The organism is Chishuiella sp. (genome assembly GCF_032109125.1).
Classification (GTDB): Bacteria; Bacteroidota; Bacteroidia; order Flavobacteriales; family Weeksellaceae; genus Empedobacter.
In genome coordinates this window covers 22,504-40,728 of record NZ_DAMCLZ010000013.1, presented here as the reverse complement: position 1 = coordinate 40,728, position 18,225 = coordinate 22,504, and the positions used below count along the sequence as shown (strand labels likewise).

Annotated in this window: 13 protein-coding genes and 1 pseudogene; 10 read left to right on the top strand and 4 right to left on the bottom strand. The window is 28.0% G+C overall.

Annotated elements, in window-relative coordinates:
* Position 1: 1 nt before the first annotated feature.
* Entirely contained in the window at positions 2-667 is a 666-nt protein-coding gene (locus tag RT575_RS12620; RefSeq protein WP_409515957.1) for a uracil-DNA glycosylase, read from the bottom strand.
* Positions 668-714: 47 nt separating this feature from the next.
* Between RT575_RS12620 and RT575_RS12615 the strand changes: the two genes are divergently transcribed.
* From RT575_RS12615 to RT575_RS12595, 5 genes are all read left to right on the top strand, one after another.
* On the top strand, positions 715-2,862 hold the full coding sequence (locus RT575_RS12615) for an endonuclease MutS2 (protein ID WP_409515956.1): 2,148 nt from the start codon (positions 715-717) through the stop codon (positions 2,860-2,862).
* A gap of 157 nt (positions 2,863-3,019) precedes the next feature.
* Positions 3,020-3,823, top strand: a complete 804-nt coding sequence (locus RT575_RS12610; protein WP_313581319.1) for a sulfite exporter TauE/SafE family protein — start codon at positions 3,020-3,022, stop codon at positions 3,821-3,823.
* A gap of 2 nt (positions 3,824-3,825) precedes the next feature.
* Complete coding sequence (locus RT575_RS12605; RefSeq protein WP_313581317.1) at positions 3,826-4,407, top strand: methyltransferase domain-containing protein; 582 nt, start codon at positions 3,826-3,828, stop codon at positions 4,405-4,407.
* Between the two features lie 127 nt (positions 4,408-4,534).
* Positions 4,535-5,971: an MBL fold metallo-hydrolase gene (locus RT575_RS12600; protein WP_313581315.1), complete on the top strand. Its 1,437-nt coding sequence runs from the start codon at positions 4,535-4,537 to the stop codon at positions 5,969-5,971.
* Positions 5,972-6,046: 75 nt separating this feature from the next.
* On the top strand, positions 6,047-6,559 hold the full coding sequence (locus RT575_RS12595) for a hypothetical protein (protein WP_313385720.1): 513 nt from the start codon (positions 6,047-6,049) through the stop codon (positions 6,557-6,559).
* 37 nt (positions 6,560-6,596) lie between these two features.
* On the opposite strand, the gene RT575_RS12590 is transcribed toward RT575_RS12595, so the two are convergent.
* Positions 6,597-7,838 carry a glycosyltransferase gene (locus RT575_RS12590; RefSeq protein ID WP_313581313.1) on the bottom strand — a complete coding sequence of 414 codons (1,242 nt, stop codon included), beginning with the start codon at positions 7,836-7,838 and terminating at the stop codon, positions 6,597-6,599.
* 105 nt (positions 7,839-7,943) lie between these two features.
* Here RT575_RS12590 and RT575_RS12585 point away from each other — a divergent pair, with 105 nt between their 5' ends.
* Positions 7,944-10,220, top strand: coding sequence for a reprolysin-like metallopeptidase (locus RT575_RS12585; protein WP_313581311.1), 2,277 nt, complete (start codon positions 7,944-7,946; stop codon positions 10,218-10,220).
* A 71-nt stretch (positions 10,221-10,291) separates the two neighbouring features.
* On the opposite strand, the gene RT575_RS12580 is transcribed toward RT575_RS12585, so the two are convergent.
* Positions 10,292-11,827, bottom strand: coding sequence for a glycine--tRNA ligase (locus RT575_RS12580; RefSeq protein WP_313581309.1), 1,536 nt, complete (start codon positions 11,825-11,827; stop codon positions 10,292-10,294).
* Positions 11,828-11,991: 164 nt separating this feature from the next.
* Between RT575_RS12580 and RT575_RS12575 the strand changes: the two genes are divergently transcribed.
* The 3 genes and pseudogenes from RT575_RS12575 to RT575_RS12565 all read left to right on the top strand — a co-directional run bounded on the left by RT575_RS12575 (position 11,992) and on the right by RT575_RS12565 (position 15,233).
* On the top strand, positions 11,992-12,444 hold the full coding sequence (locus RT575_RS12575; protein ID WP_409515955.1) for an HYC_CC_PP family protein: 453 nt from the start codon (positions 11,992-11,994) through the stop codon (positions 12,442-12,444).
* A 129-nt stretch (positions 12,445-12,573) separates the two neighbouring features.
* A pseudogene (locus RT575_RS12570) lies at positions 12,574-14,820 on the top strand (carboxypeptidase-like regulatory domain-containing protein).
* A 35-nt stretch (positions 14,821-14,855) separates the two neighbouring features.
* Positions 14,856-15,233, top strand: coding sequence for a cation transporter (locus tag RT575_RS12565; RefSeq protein WP_313581305.1), 378 nt, complete (start codon positions 14,856-14,858; stop codon positions 15,231-15,233).
* A gap of 45 nt (positions 15,234-15,278) precedes the next feature.
* On the opposite strand, the gene RT575_RS12560 is transcribed toward RT575_RS12565, so the two are convergent.
* A complete protein-coding gene (locus RT575_RS12560) occupies positions 15,279-16,166 on the bottom strand; it encodes a LysR family transcriptional regulator (RefSeq protein ID WP_313581303.1) in 888 nt (295 codons plus the stop codon).
* Between the two features lie 383 nt (positions 16,167-16,549).
* On the opposite strand from RT575_RS12560, the gene alsS reads away from it, so the two are divergent.
* Positions 16,550-18,208, top strand: a complete 1,659-nt coding sequence (alsS, locus tag RT575_RS12555; RefSeq protein WP_313581301.1) for an acetolactate synthase AlsS — start codon at positions 16,550-16,552, stop codon at positions 18,206-18,208.
* The last annotated feature ends 17 nt before the right edge of the window (positions 18,209-18,225 follow it).

Below are 18,225 nucleotides of genomic sequence, written 5' to 3'. Positions count from 1 at the left end.
TTTAAATATTCCAATCGATTTCTTTAATATTTTTACTTTTTAAAAAAGTATTTGTTTTAGAAAATGGTTTACTTCCAAAGAAACCTCTGTAAGCAGCAAAAGGAGATGGATGGGCAGATTCAATCACATAGTGTTTAGATCTATCAATTTTAGCTCCTTTTTTTTGTGCATAAGCCCCCCATAAAATAAAAACAATATTATTTTTTTGTTCAGAAAGCAATTCGATAACAGTATCGGTGAATTCTTCCCAACCTTTATTTTGATGAGAACCTGCATTAGAAGCTTCAACAGTTAAAGTTGCATTTAATAATAAAACACCTTGTTTTGCCCATTTTTCTAAATTTCCAGAAGTAGCAATATCTATATTTAAATCATCATTTAATTCTTTATATATATTTCTTAAGCTTGGCGGAATTTTTATACCATCAGCAACAGAAAAAGATAAACCATTAGCTTGTCCTTTCCCATGATAAGGATCTTGACCAATAAGAACTATTTTTACATCTTCTAATGGTGTAGAATTAAAAGCATTGTAAACCTCCTTTTTTGGTGGATATATCTCTTTTGTTTCGTATTCATTATTTACGAATTTTATTAAATTTTTAAAATAATCTTTTTCAAATTCATTTTCTAAAAATTTATACCAAGAATTATCCTTTTCCATCATCATCTTTAACTTTTTTGAAAACCAAAATTATGCTTAAATTTGCCTTAATGCAAATATCAGAACAAACTTTAAAAGATTTAGAATTTAACGCGATTCAAAAGGAAATCGCAGAATTTGCTCATACCGAAAAGGTTGTTGATTTTATTAATCAATTAAAACCTTATGAAAATCATCAAGATTTACTTGTAGATTTAAAAACAACAAACGAATATTTAACATCATTGGAAACAGGAAATCTAGTTCCTTTTTCTGAATATTATATTTTAGATGAAAATCTAAAACGATTGGAAATAGAAAATTACTATTTACCAGCAGAAGAATTTTTCAAAATAAAAGCAAATACATTGCAAGTCAAAGAGATATTTAAATATCTTACGACTTATGTAGAGTATGTTCCTATACTTTTTGAGAAAGCATCATCAATTACTTATGAAAAAAATATAGTAAAATTAATTGATCAAGTATTCAATAAATTTGGAGAAATAAAAGATGATGCAAGTCCAGAATTAAAAATTGTTCGTGATAGATTACGTCATTTAAACGGAAGAATTACAGAATTATTTAACAAATCAATGTCTTATCATGCAGATTATCTAGATGATATTAGAGAATCTGTAATAGGAAATAGAAGAGTACTTGCTGTAAAATCAGCCCTAAGAAAAAGAGTAAAAGGACAATTTTTAGGAACTTCTAAAACAGGCTCTATAACATTCATAGAACCAGAAAGTGTACAGAATCCTCGCAGAGAATGGGAGGAACTAAAGGAAGAAGAAAAACATTTAATTATTCAAATCCTTTTAGATCTTACAGCTGAAATCGCAGAATATAAACCACAATTAGAAGAATATCAAGCTTTTTTAGAATATATAGATTTTACACAAGCAAAGGCAAATTATGCTTATTTGATTAATGGAATTTTACCTAATTTATCTGAAAATAGAATAATAAAATTAGTAGATGCTTTTCATCCTGTTTTATTTTTAAATAATAAGAGAAAATCAGAAAAGACAATTCCTCAAAGTTTGGAAATTAATGAGGATTGCCGAATAATTATTATTTCTGGTCCAAATGCTGGAGGAAAATCAATTACCTTAAAAACAATTGGTTTACTTCAAATAATGATTCAAAGTGGAATTTTAGTTCCTGTAAAAGAAGGAAGTCAATTCGGTTTCTTTGATCAAATATTTACAGATATTGGAGATAATCAATCAATCGAGAATCATTTGTCAACTTATAGTTATAGACTAAAACAAATGTCTTATTTCTTGAAAAATGCAGATGATAAAACATTATTGTTAGTTGATGAATTTGGTACAGGTTCTGATCCTGAATTAGGAGGAGCTTTAGCTGAGGTATTTTTTGAAGAGTTTTACGAGCGTAATTCTTTCGGTGTTTTTACAACTCATTATACAAACATAAAACTTAGTGCAGAACAATTACCAGAGGCAATCAATGCTTGTATGCTGTTCGATAAAAAATCTTTAGATCCACTTTATCGTTTAGAAATTGGTCAAGCAGGAAGTTCTTTTACTTTTGAGGTTGCAGAGAAAAATAAAATTCCTTTTCGATTAATTAATCGTGCTAAAAAGAAAGTAGAAAGTGAGAAAGTTAGTTTAGATAAAACAATTCTTAAATTACAACAAGAAAAATTTGAGATTCAGAAGACAAAAGATCATGTAGAAGAATTGCGTGAAACTAATATCGAAAATAATGAGAAGTTAGAGCAGACGAATGAAAAAATTCAACAAAAGCTTTATGATTTTCAACAATTGTATGATAGGGAACAAAAGCGACTAAAGCTTGGGGAACGAATTTCTGATATGGCTGATTCTTATTTGAAGTCGAAAAATAAAAAACAAATGATTTCTAATTTCTTGAAGTTGATAGAAATGGAAAATTCGAAGAAAACGAAAGAAGTACAACAACTTAAGAAAATTGAAAAAATTGTTGAGAAGGAAGTCCAACGAGAATTGAAAGAAAATTCTGAAACAATATCTAAACAAAAAGAAGTTTTAGAGAAAAAAGAAAAAGTTGCAACACAGAAAAAAATTGATGCTTTAAAAGTTGGTGATCGTGTTAAAATTCATGGATCTTCTTCTGTTGGTACAATTGATAAAATAAAAAAAGATACAGTTTTTGTAAATTATGGATTATTTACAACTCAAATAAATGTTAATGAAGTTTATAAAATATAATTAAAAAATGCTCTAGGGAAACCTAGAGCATTTTTTATAGAATTAATAATTTTCTCTATTGATTTAGTAGGATTTACATTAATTTACAACAATATTTCAATATATTTTAATTGAATAATATATTCTTTTTCCTATAGATTTGTAACAATAGGAATTTATGGATATAATAGAATTTTTTGGTTTTGTAGGTGCATTTTTCATCGGGCTTATTATGGGAGTTCTTGGTGGAGGAGGTTCTATTATGGCTGTTCCTATTCTAGCTTATATATTTCATTTCGATGAAAGGATTGCAACGGCTTATTCATTATGTATTGTTGGTTCTACTGGTTTAATAGGAGGAATAAAACAAGCAATACAAAAAATGGTTGATTGGAAAGTTGTTATTCAATTTGGTATTCCAGCTGTAATTGGAATCACATTAGTAAGGGCATTTTTAATTCCAGCTTTACCTAGTGATATTTTTACAGTAAATGATTTTACTGTAACACGTAGAATGGCAATGTTTGGACTTTTTGCTTTTTTAATGGTTTTTGCTGCTATTTCTATGTTAAAAGGTAGAAAAGAAGATAGCTCTAATAATGTTACTTCTAAATCGAATATCACTTTACTTATACAAGGATTATTGATAGGAAGTTTAACTGGAATGGTAGGTGCTGGAGGAGGATTTCTTATTGTGCCAGCTCTTATTATGGTTGCTAAACTTGATATGAAAAAAGCTTCTGCAACTTCTTTAGTTATTATAGCAATCAATTCTTTGGTCGGATTTCTGATTGGAGATGCTTTACATATAAAAATAGATTGGAATTTTTTGAGTGTATTTATAGGAATTTCAATGTTAGGAATTATTGTAGGAACATATATTAATAAATATTTACCAATAAAATTTCTTAAAAAAACATTCGCATATTTTATTATTGTCATGGCTATATTTATGTTTATAGAAGAATTTATAATTCAATAAATATGAATTTAGACGAAAATTTTTGGAATTATAAATATCAAAATAATGATATAAAATGGGATTTAAAATCTCCTTCACGACCATTAAAGGAATATATTGATCAACTACAAAATAAAGATATTAAAATTTTAATTCCAGGTTGTGGTAATGCTTATGAAGCTGAATATTTGTTAGAAAAAGGTTTTAAAAATATTGTTTTGGTTGATATTTCTGAAGTTGTTACCCAACAATTAAAACAAAAATTTAAAAACAATAATCATATACAAATTTTTCATCAAGATTTTTTTACATTAAAAGGACAATTCGATTTAATTTTAGAACAAACATTTTTTTGTGCATTAAATCCAAATTTAAGAAGATCTTATGTTCATCAAATGCATCAACTTTTATCAATTAATGGAAAATTAATTGGTCTGCTTTTTAATCATAATTTTAATACCTTAAATCCTCCGTATGGAGGTAATAAAGATGAATATGAAAATTATTTTAAACATTATTTTAATATAGAAAGAATGGAAAAATGTTATAATTCAATTCAGCCAAGAAAAGATACAGAGTTATTTATTCATTTAATAAAAAAATAAATTTAATAAAAAATTGATGTTAAATAAAGTTGATTATCAATTTTTTATCACTTTAAATAAACGATTTATATGGATAAATAATATTCTGAATTTTATTATTTGTACTTTTATAACCTAAATTCATTTTATGAAAATTGAACAAATTTACACAGGATGTCTTGCACAAGGTGCATACTATATAGAAAGTAATGGCGAAGTTGCTATTATTGATCCGTTAAGAGAAACACAAACTTATATTGATCAAGCAACCAAAGATCAAGCAATAATAAAATATATATTTGAAACTCACTTTCATGCAGATTTTGTTTCTGGTCATGTAGATTTAGCAAATAAAACAGGAGCAATGATTGTTTATGGTCCAACTGCTGAACCAAATTTTAAAGCTCATATCGCTACAGATAATGAAGTTTTTCAATTAGGCGATGTAACAATAACAGCTTTACATACTCCTGGTCATACAATGGAAAGTACAACTTATTTATTGAAAGATGAAAATGGTAAACAATATGCTATTTTTTCTGGAGATACATTGTTCATTGGAGATGTAGGTCGCCCAGATTTAGCTCAAAAGTTAAATTCAGAATTAACTCAAGATAAATTAGCGGGGCTTATGTATGATTCTTTACATACAAAGATTATGCCTTTAGATAATGATGTTATAGTATATCCAGCTCATGGAGCTGGTTCGGCTTGTGGAAAAAATATGAGTAAGGAAACATCAGATACTTTAGGACATCAAAAAGAAGTTAATTACGCTTTAAATCCTTCTATGACTAAAGAAGAATTTATAAAAGAATTAACTTCAGGTCTATTACCTCCACCATTTTATTTTCCTGAAAATGTTATGATGAACAAAATGGGAGTAGAGTCTTTGGATGTGATTAAAGAACGTGCTGCTCATGCTTTTTCTCCAGATGAACTTATTCAAGTTGCTGAAGAAACAAGCGCTATTATATTAGATGTTAGAGATCCTCAAATTTATGCTCAAGGATTTATTCCTGGTTCTATAAACATAGGAATTAATGGAGGTTTTGCTCCTTGGGTTGGAACATTAATTACAGATATAAAACAACCAATTTTATTGATAGCAGAAACAGGAACGGAAGAAGAAACTATAATTCGTTTAGCTCGTGTTGGTTATGACAATGTAATAGGTTATTTAAATAATGGATTTCAGTCTTGGTTAGATGCAGAAAAAGATTTTGAAGAGATCGTATCAATATCTCCTGAAGAATTTGTAGAATTAGTTGATGAAACAGAATTGAAGGTTCTTGATGTTAGAAAACCAGGAGAATATTCAACTTCTCATGTAGAAAATGCAATATCAGCTCCTTTAGATTTTATAAATGAATCAATGAAATTAATTGATCCAGAAGAAACTTATTTAGTGCATTGTGCAGGAGGTTATCGTTCTATGATTTTTACTTCTATTTTACGAGCTCGTGGTTATGAAAATTTAATTGATGTTGCAGGAGGATTTGGTAAAATTAAAAATATTGATGGTGTAAAAATAGTTGAAGGACAAACACCTTGTGAATTAAAAAATAAATCTTGTTCTAATTAAACAATTTTAATAAAATAAATACGTTATAGCCTTGATATAATCAGGGCTTTTTTATTTGTATCTCAAATTAATTTAATGAAAAAAATATTATTTATATGCTATCTATTAGTTAGTATTACGATTTCTGCTCAGAAAAAAGTATATGGTTCAGAGACTTTCAGTCTTATAATGCCAGAAAATTTTAAACGAACTATAGGTATTAATGATTATGCTACAATTCAATTTGAGAGTACTGAGCCAAAGCCTAGTTCTTATGGTTTTTTAATTTTTGAACATAAGGATGAGCTAAAATTAGCAGATGTAAAATTAGATATTATTGATTATACTTTAAATTCTATTGAACCTTATACTCAACAGGAAGGATTTACATATATAAAAAAGCCATATATATCTTATGAACGAGGTTTTAATTATGCATACACAGAATTTGAAACAAATGTTGAAGATTCAGGCAGAATTTATTTTTTACAAACTGTGATTGAAACAAAAGATTATATTTATCAGATTTTACAATACTGTGAATATGAAAATAAAGATTTAATGAAAAATGATTTTATTGCTATTGTAAATAGTTTTAAAATTGATTAATCTAATTAAAATGTAAAAAATAAAACCAGTTTTAACTTTAGTTAAAACTGGTTTTATTTTTTTCCTCAATCCAAAGAGACATATATTTTGTACTTTGATTTATATTATATTGCAAAATTTGACCAATAAAATTTGAATTTCGATGTTCAACTAAATTTTCTTTTATTGAGTCAACTTTAGTTAAAAATTTAGATTCAAATAACTCTTTATTATAATTTTTATTCAGAATGTCAACTCCTGTTTTTTGTGATGATTGCCAAATTTCTTCGTTTTCATAAAGTAAAATAACTTTTTCTATAAAAGTAGAATCGTCATCAGCTATAAATCCATTCCATTCTCCATTTTCGGTCATAGATTCAGATCCAAGTGATGTTGTTACTGAAGGTGTTCCAGATAACATAGCATCTATAAATTTACCTTTTAAGCCTGCACCAAATTGAATAGGAGCTAATAAAATTTTATAATTACTCATTGTTTCTTTTGCATCAAGAGCTCTTTCTTTAATATAAAAATTTTCTTTAGGATTATTTAATTGTAAAACTTTTTGTGTGGCATAAGCTCCATAAATATGCATTTCAACATTAGGGAGCTTTTTACGTAATTTTGGCCAAATTTTAGTTTTTAAATATAAAACACAGTTGTAATTGGGCTCATGAATAAAATTACCAATAAATATTAAATTCTTTCGATCATTAAATTTTTTCCAATTATTTATATCATTTTCTTTAATTTTCTTTTCTAAAAAAGGAAGATAATATAATATATTTTCATTTATGTTAAATTTACTAATCAAAATTTCCATTTCCTTTTTAGAAATGATTAATGATAAATCACATCGAAGTATTGCAGAAATTTCTCTTTTTGCTAAATCAGAATATAATAGTTCATCTGTAAATTTAATATTTTTTTTAGATGCATTTTGGCGAGCATTTCTTAAAAAATGTAAATCTTCTGTATCTAGTATTTTTAATGCATTTGGACAATTTTCAATCACTCTCCAGCTATATTGTTCTTCTGTCATAAAGCGGTCAAAAATAACTATAGAAGGATTTAATTCTTTTATTAAAATATCAAAGCTTTTATCATTTAATTGAATAGATACTTCTTCAATATTTTTGGATTTCAAATCATAACTAAATTCTGATTTAGTTGCTGCACTTGCAAAATAAATTTTATAATTATTTATAGTAAAACAATCAATTAATTGAATCATTCTAATTCCTGCTGCGGATGATGTTGGTTCTGGCCAAACTTGACCAATAATTAAAAGTTTTTTCATTAAACAAAAATAATTCTTTATAATTTACTGTTACTATATAATAAGTATTACTTTTACTTTAAATTAATTTAGACTTATTAAAAATAATTAAAATTTATAAATATGATGAAAAAAATACTCTTTATAACCTTATTAATTGGTAATTTTTATTCTTATGGACAAAATTGGAAATTAGTTAATGAAGGTGAAGCTTATCCGATGGCTAAAAATGAATATAAGGAAAAACGAAATCAAAAAATTTTTAAATTACAACGTAGTTCTTTAGATGAAGTTTTGATTAATGTTAATTCAAGAAGTTCAAATCAAACAGGAACTGTTCTTGTATTACCAAATGCTGATGGTGAATTAGAACGTTTTGAAGTCTGGGAAGCTTCAAATTTATCAACAAAAGATCAAGCAAAATATCCTAATATTCGCTCTTATGTAGGGAAAAGTTTGAAGGATTCTTCATATTTAAGATTTAGTACAGGTCCATCAGGTATTAGTTCTACAATTTTTAGAGATCAAAATAAATCAGAATTTTTAGAAACTTATTCAAAAGGAGGAGAATATTTTGAAGTACACTCAAAAACAAATAAAGGAGATTTTAATTGTCTTACACCAGAGGTACATGAATCTTTAAAATCTATAGCAAATAAAAATAATAGTAAAGTTCAAATAGCTGAAAATACATTTAAAACATATCGTTTGGCACTTTCTGTAACAGGTGAGTATAGTAAGGTTTTTGGAGGTACTGTAGAAAAGTCTCTTGAAGCTATGAATAATACAATGACTCGTGTAAATGGTGTTTTTGAAAAAGAATTATCTGTTAATTTTATATTGACAGATGATATTGAAAAATTAATTTATTTAGACCCAAATACAGATCCTTACTCTAATGAAAAAGATGGAATGAAAAGAGATTCTGTTTATACTTATACAAATAGATGGAACGTGGAACTACAAAGAAACTTACGAGATAATTTTGGAGAAAATAATTACGATATAGGTCACTTGTTTGGTCATGCTGGTGGTGGTGGAAATGCAGGATGTATAGGTTGTATTTGTGAAACAGATTTTCCTATTGGAAAAGGTAGTGGTTTTACTTCTCCATATATTGGATTACCAAAAGGAGATGCATTTGATATTGATTTTGTTGCTCATGAAATAGGTCATCAAATTGGTGCAAATCATACTTTTTCGTTTTCTTATGAAGATACTGGAAAGCAAGTACAAGTAGAACCAGGGAGTGGTTCTACAATAATGAGTTATGCAGGGATCACTTATTATAATGTGCAAAGACATTCAGATGATTATTTTTCTCATGCTAGTTTGAAACAAATACAGGATAATTTAGAAAATAAAACATGTGGAATTACAAGACCAATTTTAAATACAGCTCCAAAAATTGAAATTGAGAATACAGTTTATAATATCCCTATAGGAACAGCATTTAAATTAAATTCTAAAGTTTCTGATAATGAAAATGATGATGTAGTTGTAGCTTGGGAACAAAATGATACAGGGACATTTTTTTCTATAGGAGTAAATAGTAGAGTAAGATCTATAAAAACATCTGGTCCTAATTTTAGATCATATAAACCTGTAAAAGAAACATATCGTTATTTTCCTAGTTTTCAAAAAATTCTAAATGATAGTTTGATTAGAGAAATTAGAACAGAACCAAATCTAAATGAATTTAACGAGCCAAATATTCAAGGAGAGTCTTTAACAACAGTTCCTAGAACATATAATTTTACAGTTACTGCAAGAGATTATAATGTAGAAGGACCACAAAATAGTTATGGAGAAGTAAAAGTTATAGTAGCTGACAATACTGAAGCTTTTAAAATTACAAAACCAAGTGTTGATGATAAATTAGGGATTAATAAAAATAACTTTGATGTAACATGGAATGTTGGGAATACTAATTTAGTACCTATTAACACTTCAAAAGTTAAAATTTCTATTTCTTGGGATGGAGGATCTACATTTAAGGAATTAGGTATTGTAGATAATACAGGATCTGCAAATTTTTCTTTGCCTACAGATGCTAAGGATGTAACAGATGGTTATATTATGATTGAAGCTGTGGATAATATTTTTTTAGCAGTTAAAAAATTTGAAACAGATTCATCTTTAGCTTCAAATGATATAGAAATAAAAAATACAAATCTTATTTATCCCAATCCATCTAATGGATCTTTTTACATAGAACAAAAATCAACAGGAAATGTAAATTTAGAAATAGTTGATTTTAATGGGAGAATAGTTTATTCAAATAACTATAATTCTTCAGGAAATTTTAAGAAACAAATCAATACAAATTTACCAAAAGGAATTTATATTATAAAAATAGGAACTAATGATGGAGTAACAACTTCAAAATTGATAATAAACTAAAGAAATTGTTCAAATAATTCAATAAAAAAAACTCAGAGATAATCTCTGAGTTTTTTTTATTGAATTATATTTTATAATTGTTCAAATAAATATTTCATATTAACTTCTTTATCTATAATAGAAGCTAATTCATCTATATGAACTCGCTTTTGTTCCATTGTGTCACGGAATCGTAATGTAACTGAATTATCATTTAATGAATCATGATCTACTGTAATACAAAATGGTGTACCAATAGCATCCATTCTACGGTATCGTTTACCAATAGAATCTTTTTCTTCGTACATAACATTATAATCTAAACGTAATTTTTTAACGATTTGCTCAGCAAATTCTGGTAAACCATCTTTTTTAACTAATGGTAAAATTGCAACTTTTATTGGAGCTAAAGCAGCTGGTAAAGCTAAAACTACACGTTCTGATCCATCTTCTAAAACTTCTTCTTTTAAAGAGTTTGAGAATACAGCTAAAAACATACGATCTAATCCAACAGATGTTTCTACAACATAAGGAACATAAGATTCATTTGTTTCATTATCAAAATACTGTAATTTTTTACCAGAAAATTTCTCATGGCTACTTAAATCAAAGTTTGTACGAGAGTGAATTCCTTCTAACTCTTTGAATCCAAAAGGGAATTTAAACTCAATATCAGCAGCAGCATTAGCATAATGAGCTAATTTTTCGTGATCATGAAAACGATAATTATCTTTTCCTAATCCTAAAGTTTGGTGCCAACGCATACGTGTCTGTTTCCATTTTTCGTACCATTCTAATTCAGTTCCTGGTTTCACGAAAAATTGCATCTCCATTTGTTCAAACTCACGTTGACGGAAAATAAATTGACGAGCAACAATTTCATTACGGAATGCTTTTCCTATTTGTGCAATTCCAAATGGTAATTTCATACGTCCTGTTTTTTGAACATTCAAGTAATTTAAGAAAATACCTTGTGCTGTTTCTGGACGTAGATATAAATCCATTGCTTGATCCGCTGTTGCACCTAATTTTGTTCCAAACATTAAATTGAATTGACGTACTTCTGTCCAATTTTTAGAACCAGTTACTGGATCAGCAATTTCTAATTCTTCTATTAAAGCTTTTACATCTTCTAAATCTTCATTTTCTAAAGATTTTCCTAAACGATGTAAAATTGAATCAATTTGTTCTTTATATCCAATTACTTTTGGATTTGTTGCTAAAAATTGTTCTTTATCAAAAGATTCACCAAAACGTTTTGCTGCTTTTGCAACTTCTTTATCAATTTTAACTTCAATTTTACCACAGAAATCTTCAACTAAAACATCAGCACGATATCTTTTTTTGGAATCTTTATTATCGATTAATGGATCATTAAAAGCGTCTACATGGCCAGAAGCTTTCCAAGTTGTAGGGTGCATAAATATTGCAGAGTCAATGCCGACAATGTTTTCATGCATTTGTACCATTGCTTTCCACCAATATTGTTTGATGTTATTTTTTAACTCAGCTCCGTTTTGTCCATAGTCATAAACGGCTGATAATCCATCATAAATTTCACTCGATTGAAAAATGAATCCATATTCTTTCGCGTGTGAAATTACTTTCTTGAAAATATCTTCTGACATAATTAAAATGTGTATTCTTATTTTAATGCAATTTTAATGATTTTTGATGATAATTTAGGCATGTTTTTGTAAAATTCTAATATGTATATTTTATAACAAATTCTGAAAATCATATAAATAATAGAACTTTAATCTTTTCAATATTTTTATTATTTTTGTTTTTAATGAAAGTGCAACAATACATAAAGTTTGTTTTGTCGATGGTTTTGATTTTTTCTAATCTTAACTTAGCATTTTCGACGCATTATTGCCAAGATGAAATAAAAAAAATAAAATTAAATCATTTAGGTAATACTAGTTGTAAAATAGATAAAGTAAAATCTTGTTGTTCAACTCTAAAACAGAAAAATCATTGTGAATCTCCTAAAGGGGAATCTAAACAAAAAGATGATTGTTGTAAAGACATATCTTATTCAGATAAGAATAATCATAAACAAGTAGTTTCTATACAAAAACTTGTTCCTATTTATACAGTAATTACAGAAGTTTTACAAATAGAAATACCTATAGTAAATTCAACTGTAATTAGTAAGAAACATTTTCTAGAGTTTTTTGTAGATTCAAATGCTCCTCCAAATTATATAAAAAATTCTCAATTAACTTTTTACGAAGGATAATAAACTATTTTATTTTGATTGAAATCAATCAGAAATCAATAAGCTATTATTCAAATATTTAAGTACTTGATTAAATTATAATCAAAAAGTACGCAATAATAAATAGGCATTATGCCTTAAATCGTGAAAATGAAAAAAATATTCACTTCAGTATTTATACTAAGTGCAGCTATTACATACGCACAAACCTCTTTAAAAGGGAAAATAACAGATCAAAATAATCAACCAGTTGTTGGAGCAGAAGTGTTCTGGCAATCAACAGATGTTTCTGTTTTAACTGATGAAAATGGAAATTTCGAATTAGAAGATTATCAACCGACATCTACTTTAGGAGTTTATTATGAAAATCAGACAACTACTTTCAAGGAATTGAAAAATGAATTTCAAAATATAACTATTCAGCTTGATACTAATTATAGTGATACTAATCTAAAAGAAGTTGTGGTTAGAGATACGAGTAGCTCTTTAAAAAAATCTAAATTTGCTACTAATATGACAACAATGTCTGGTAAAGAATTACTGAAAGCAGCTTGTTGTAATTTAGCTGAATCTTTTGAAACAAATCCTTCTATTGATGTTAATTTCTCGGATGCTGTAACAGGTAATAAACAAATTAAAATGTTAGGATTAACTTCTCCTTATATTTTAATAGCAGAGGAAAATATTCCAAATGTTCGTGGTGCTTCGCAAGCTTATGGTCTTAGTTTTACTCCTGGTACATGGGTAGAAAGTATTCAGGTAACCAAAGGAGCTGGTACTGTTGTTAATGGGTTCGAAAGTATTTCAGGACAAATTAATACAGAATTGATAAAACCATATAATGATGTACCTTTATTTGTTAATGTTTATGGTTCTACAGATGCTCGTTTCGAAGGGAATGTTCATCTTAATAAAAAATTGAATGATAAATGGAGTTCTACTTTATTTTTACACGGAAATACTCGTGTTGCAAAAAACGATATGAATCACGATGGATTTTTAGATAATCCATTAGGACATCAAATAAATGTAATGAATCGTTGGCAGTACCAAAATTTAGAAAAAGGTTGGGTTGGTTTTTTGTCTGCTCGTTATTTAACTGATCAAAAACAATCTGGTCAGTTAGATTTTGATAAACATAGAGATAAATTAACAACAAATTATTGGGGTTCAGAAATAAATACAAATAGAGTAGATTTATCTTCTAAAATTGGATATGTATTTCCAGAAATGCCTTTTCAAAGTATGGGATTACAAACTGCATTCAGTTATCATAAACAAGATTCTTATTTTGGATTGAATCAATATAATATAGAACAACAAAGTTTCTATTCTAACTATATCTTTAGTTCTATTATAAATAATACAAAAAATAAGTTTTCTACAGGAGCTAGCTTTACGTATGATAGATTCAAAGAATTTGTTGCTTTACCAACTGATAAAAATTATGATAGAATAGATAATTCTGTAGGTACATTTTTTGAATATACATATAATAATCTGAAAAATTTCAATATGATAGCTGGTCTTCGAGCTGATTATCATAATCGAATGGGATTTTTCTTAACTCCTCGTTTACACACTCGTTATACACCTGTAAAAGGAACAACGATAAAAGCATCTATTGGTCGAGGTAAACGAATTAATAATATTTTTGCAGAAAATCAGAATTTATTTGCCTCTTCAAGACAATTTCACATTTTAGGAGATGGAGGCAAAGCATATGGTTTAGATCCAGAGATTGCATGGAATTATGGAATTAGTGTAACATAAGAATTTAAATTATTTGGCAAAAATGCAGATGTTACAGCAGATTTCTATCGAACAAGTTTTCAAAATCAAATTGTTACAGATATAGATTACTCTGCTCATCAAGTTAGATTCTATAACTTAGAAGGAAATTCATACGCAAATTCTTTCCAGCTCGATTTTAATTATAATCCGTTCAAAAATTTTAAAATAAGAACATCTTATAAATACTATGATTTGTCTACAGATTATGAAACAGGAAAAATGCAAAGACCTTTACAAGCAAAACATCGTTTTTTTACAAATTTGGAATATGAAACAAATCAAAGAAATGGTAAAAATTGGCGTTTCGATTTTACTTATAATTGGTTAGGTAAACAACGTTTACCAAATACATTAGGTAATGCTCCAGAAAACCGATTACCTGAATATTCAAACCCATTCGGTACAATTAATGCACAAATAACACGAGTTTTTTCAAAAAGATTTGAAGTTTATATAGGAGGAGAGAATATTTCAAATTATAGACAACATCGTGTTATTTTGGGAGGGGATAATCCATTCGGTTCTAACTTTGATAGTTCTATTGTTTATGCTCCAATTTTCGGACAGATGTATTATGCAGGACTAAGATTTAGTTTAAAATAATTAAGAAAAATATTTAAATAACAATATCAAAAAAAATGAAAAAATTAATAGCCTTTGCTCTAGTAGCAATAGTAGGAATAAATGCACAAGCACAAAACAAGAATGCTAAGCATGACATTCAAGTAAATGGTAATTGTGGACAATGTAAAGAACGTATAGAAAAGGCAGCTTATGGTGTAAAAGGAGTAAAAGTTGCAACATGGGATGTAGATACACATAATTTACATATCGTTCTTAACGAAACTAAAAATAATGTAGATGCTGTAGAAGATGCAATTGTTGCGGTTGGTCATGATACTCAAAATAAAAAAGCAGATGACAAAGTGTATGAAAAACTACACTCATGTTGTTTATACGACAGAGATACAGATGCTGTAGATACAGAACAAGATCATTCAACACATCAACATTAATCTTTTATTTTATAATGTAGAAAGTCAGCATTTATGCTGACTTTATTATTTTCGAATGGAATTTAAAATAGCTATAGCTTCATTTATAAAAATCTGAGTTGCTTTGCTTATAAATGTTCCTTTTTTTACTAAAATCATTCCTTGTACAGAGTTTATTTTTTCTTTCAATGGAATTAAAACTAAATCTTTTCTCGAATAAGTAGCTGTATCAGTCATTATTGTTGCAAATTTATCTTCCTCAACCAAATCAAATAGTAAGTGAGCATCACTTATTTCGGTATTCACAAACGGATAAAATTTATGTTTATCAAAAAGTTTGTTCAAACTACTTCGTATAATATTTTCTTCAGTAGGCAATGCTAATAGTGTATCATTTAGCTCTCTTATACTAATAGTTTCTTTTTTTGCAAAAGGATGATTTTTACTGACTATAACTCTAGGAAAAGCTTCAAATTTTGCAAGAATTTCAAACTGATTGTCAATCTCATTTTCACCAAAAGTCAATGCTAAATTCAACTGAGAATTCATCAGTTTTGTTTTGTTATCTTCATCATTTCCATAATGTAAACTCAACGAAACATTAGGATATTTACTACAAAACTTAGGAAGTAAGTCAACTAATGGAGCGAAATAGGAATACATAATCCCAATTTTTATAGTTCCACTCACTTCATTTTTCAAGTCACTCATGGCTTTCTTTCCTTCTTTTACAACATTTAAAGCCTGTCTAGCATAATCCAAAAATATTTCTCCTGCTTGTGTTAGCTGAATATTTCGTCCTTTTCTATAAAATAGTGGAACTTTTAGCTCATCTTCCAATTGCTTCATTTGCTGTGAAAGAGCAGGCTGAGAAATATATAATTCTTCGGATGCTTTAGTAAAATGCAATATTTCTGCAACTTTTATAAAATATTTTAATTGGTGTAATTCCATAATTTTAAAAATTGAATATAACATATCTAATACTTCTATTTTTTTATTTTGGGTGTTCCCTTCGGTCGGGTTTTCCGTTTAAATCTTTTCTAATTGTTTATTGAGCGAAAGTCGAAATGCATCAAATTAGAAAAGGATTTCCACTTCAACCCCTAACGCGAAATTTTTGATAAAATAAATAATGCTTCAGTATTTAATATGAATGTATTGTTATATAAAAATAGTTATAATAATTATATTATTCATAAGTATAGCCTATCAATTGTATTAGTAATTACGATTGTTAAAACTTTAATTTCAGATTAACTTAGTATTGTTAAATAAAAGCACAATTATTTGACAATAATATTATTTACGGAGTTATTAATTATTTAGTTAATATCATGAAAAATATAGAAACAGGAGCTTCTTTAGTTGTAAAAACACTTAAAGAACAAAATGTAAAACAAGTTTTTGGAATACCAGGAGCTAAAATAGATCCAGTTTTCGATGAATTAGTAGAACAAAATATACCTTTAATCGTTTGTCGTCACGAACAAAATGCAGCTTTCATGGCAGCTGCAATTGGTAGGTTAACAGGGAAACCTGGTGTTTGTATGGTTACTTCTGGTCCAGGAGCTACCAATCTAACAACAGGATTAGCAACAGCAACGACAGAAGGAGACCCAATTGTAGCGATAGCAGGAGCTGTAAAAAGAAGTGATTCTTTTAAGAGAACGCATCAATCTTTGGATGCAGTAAGTATCATGAAGCCTGTAACAAAAATGAGTTTAGAGGTTACTGATTCCAATGCAATACCAGAAGTTTTAACGAATGCTTTTCGAATTGCAGAACAACCAAGAAAAGGGGCAACATTTATTAGTTTACCAAATGATGTTGTAACAGGAGATGCAACAACAAATGTGATAAAAGCAACAACAAATATACAATCTGGCTCTGCTCCAAAAGAGTATATTAAATTAGCAGCAGAATTATTATTAAATGCAAAAAATCCTGTAATTATTGCTGGAGAATCATCAAATGCTGATGATGTTGTCGCTGCAGCAAGAGCCTTATTCTATAAAAGACCTTTTCCAGTTGTAGGAACTTTTCAAGGAGCTGGTTTATTACCAAGAGATTTAGAAGAATACCATGTTGGTCGAATAGGATTATTCCGAAACCAGCCAGGAGATATATTGCTTAGTAAAGCAGATGTTATTTTAGCAATTGGGTATGATCCTGTAGAATACGATCCTCACTTTTGGAATACATCCAAGGATGCAACAATTATCCATTTAGATTATAATCAAGCTGATATTGATAATTTTTATCAACCTCAACTAGAATTAATAGGGGATATCAGTGCAACATTAAATGAATTGAAAGATTTAATTCCTGAAAAAAAAGATGTTGTTTATCCATTATTAGATAAGTATCATGCACAGTTTATTGAGGATAAACAAAAAATTCCAACAGTAAAAGAGGGAGAAAAAGTTCATCCATTACAGTTCATAAAGTTATTAAGAGATAATATTGGAGATAATGTCACAGTAACATGTGATATAGGTTCTCATTATATTTGGATGGCAAGATATTTCCAAGTATTTGAACCAAAAAGACTTTTATTTAGTAATGGGCAACAAACACTTGGTGTTGCATTACCTTGGGCAATAGCAGCATCGCTGGTTCACCCAAATGAAAAAGTAGTTTCTATTTCTGGTGATGGAGGATTTTTATTTTCTGCAATGGAATTAGAAACAGCAGTTAGACTAAAATCTAATATAACTCATTTTGTATGGACAGATGGAACGTATGATATGGTTGCTTTTCAAGAGGAAATGAAATATGGTAGAACTTCTGGAATAGAATTTGGACCTATAGATGTCGTAAAATATGCAGAAAGTTTTGGAGCAAAAGGTTTCAGAGTAAATGATGCAACAGATATGGAAGATATTCTAAAAAAGGCATTAGCAACAGAAGGCCCTGTTATTGTTGATATTCCTATTGATTATAGAGATAATATAAAATTAGGAAAAGCGCTGCATGCAGAAGCTTTAGTCTAGAGAAATAAATAATTTTT

Coding starts and splice junctions, on each gene's coding strand:
- RT575_RS12620 (WP_409515957.1), bottom strand. CDS start 667: ATGATGGAAAAGGATAATTCTTGGTATAAATTTTTAGAAAATGAATTT.
- RT575_RS12615 (WP_409515956.1), top strand. CDS start 715: ATGCAAATATCAGAACAAACTTTAAAAGATTTAGAATTTAACGCGATT.
- RT575_RS12610 (WP_313581319.1), top strand. CDS start 3,020: ATGGATATAATAGAATTTTTTGGTTTTGTAGGTGCATTTTTCATCGGG.
- RT575_RS12605 (WP_313581317.1), top strand. CDS start 3,826: ATGAATTTAGACGAAAATTTTTGGAATTATAAATATCAAAATAATGAT.
- RT575_RS12600 (WP_313581315.1), top strand. CDS start 4,535: ATGAAAATTGAACAAATTTACACAGGATGTCTTGCACAAGGTGCATAC.
- RT575_RS12595 (WP_313385720.1), top strand. CDS start 6,047: ATGAAAAAAATATTATTTATATGCTATCTATTAGTTAGTATTACGATT.
- RT575_RS12590 (WP_313581313.1), bottom strand. CDS start 7,838: ATGAAAAAACTTTTAATTATTGGTCAAGTTTGGCCAGAACCAACATCA.
- RT575_RS12585 (WP_313581311.1), top strand. CDS start 7,944: ATGAAAAAAATACTCTTTATAACCTTATTAATTGGTAATTTTTATTCT.
- RT575_RS12580 (WP_313581309.1), bottom strand. CDS start 11,827: ATGTCAGAAGATATTTTCAAGAAAGTAATTTCACACGCGAAAGAATAT.
- RT575_RS12575 (WP_409515955.1), top strand. CDS start 11,992: ATGAAAGTGCAACAATACATAAAGTTTGTTTTGTCGATGGTTTTGATT.
- RT575_RS12565 (WP_313581305.1), top strand. CDS start 14,856: ATGAAAAAATTAATAGCCTTTGCTCTAGTAGCAATAGTAGGAATAAAT.
- RT575_RS12560 (WP_313581303.1), bottom strand. CDS start 16,166: ATGGAATTACACCAATTAAAATATTTTATAAAAGTTGCAGAAATATTG.
- alsS (WP_313581301.1), top strand. CDS start 16,550: ATGAAAAATATAGAAACAGGAGCTTCTTTAGTTGTAAAAACACTTAAA.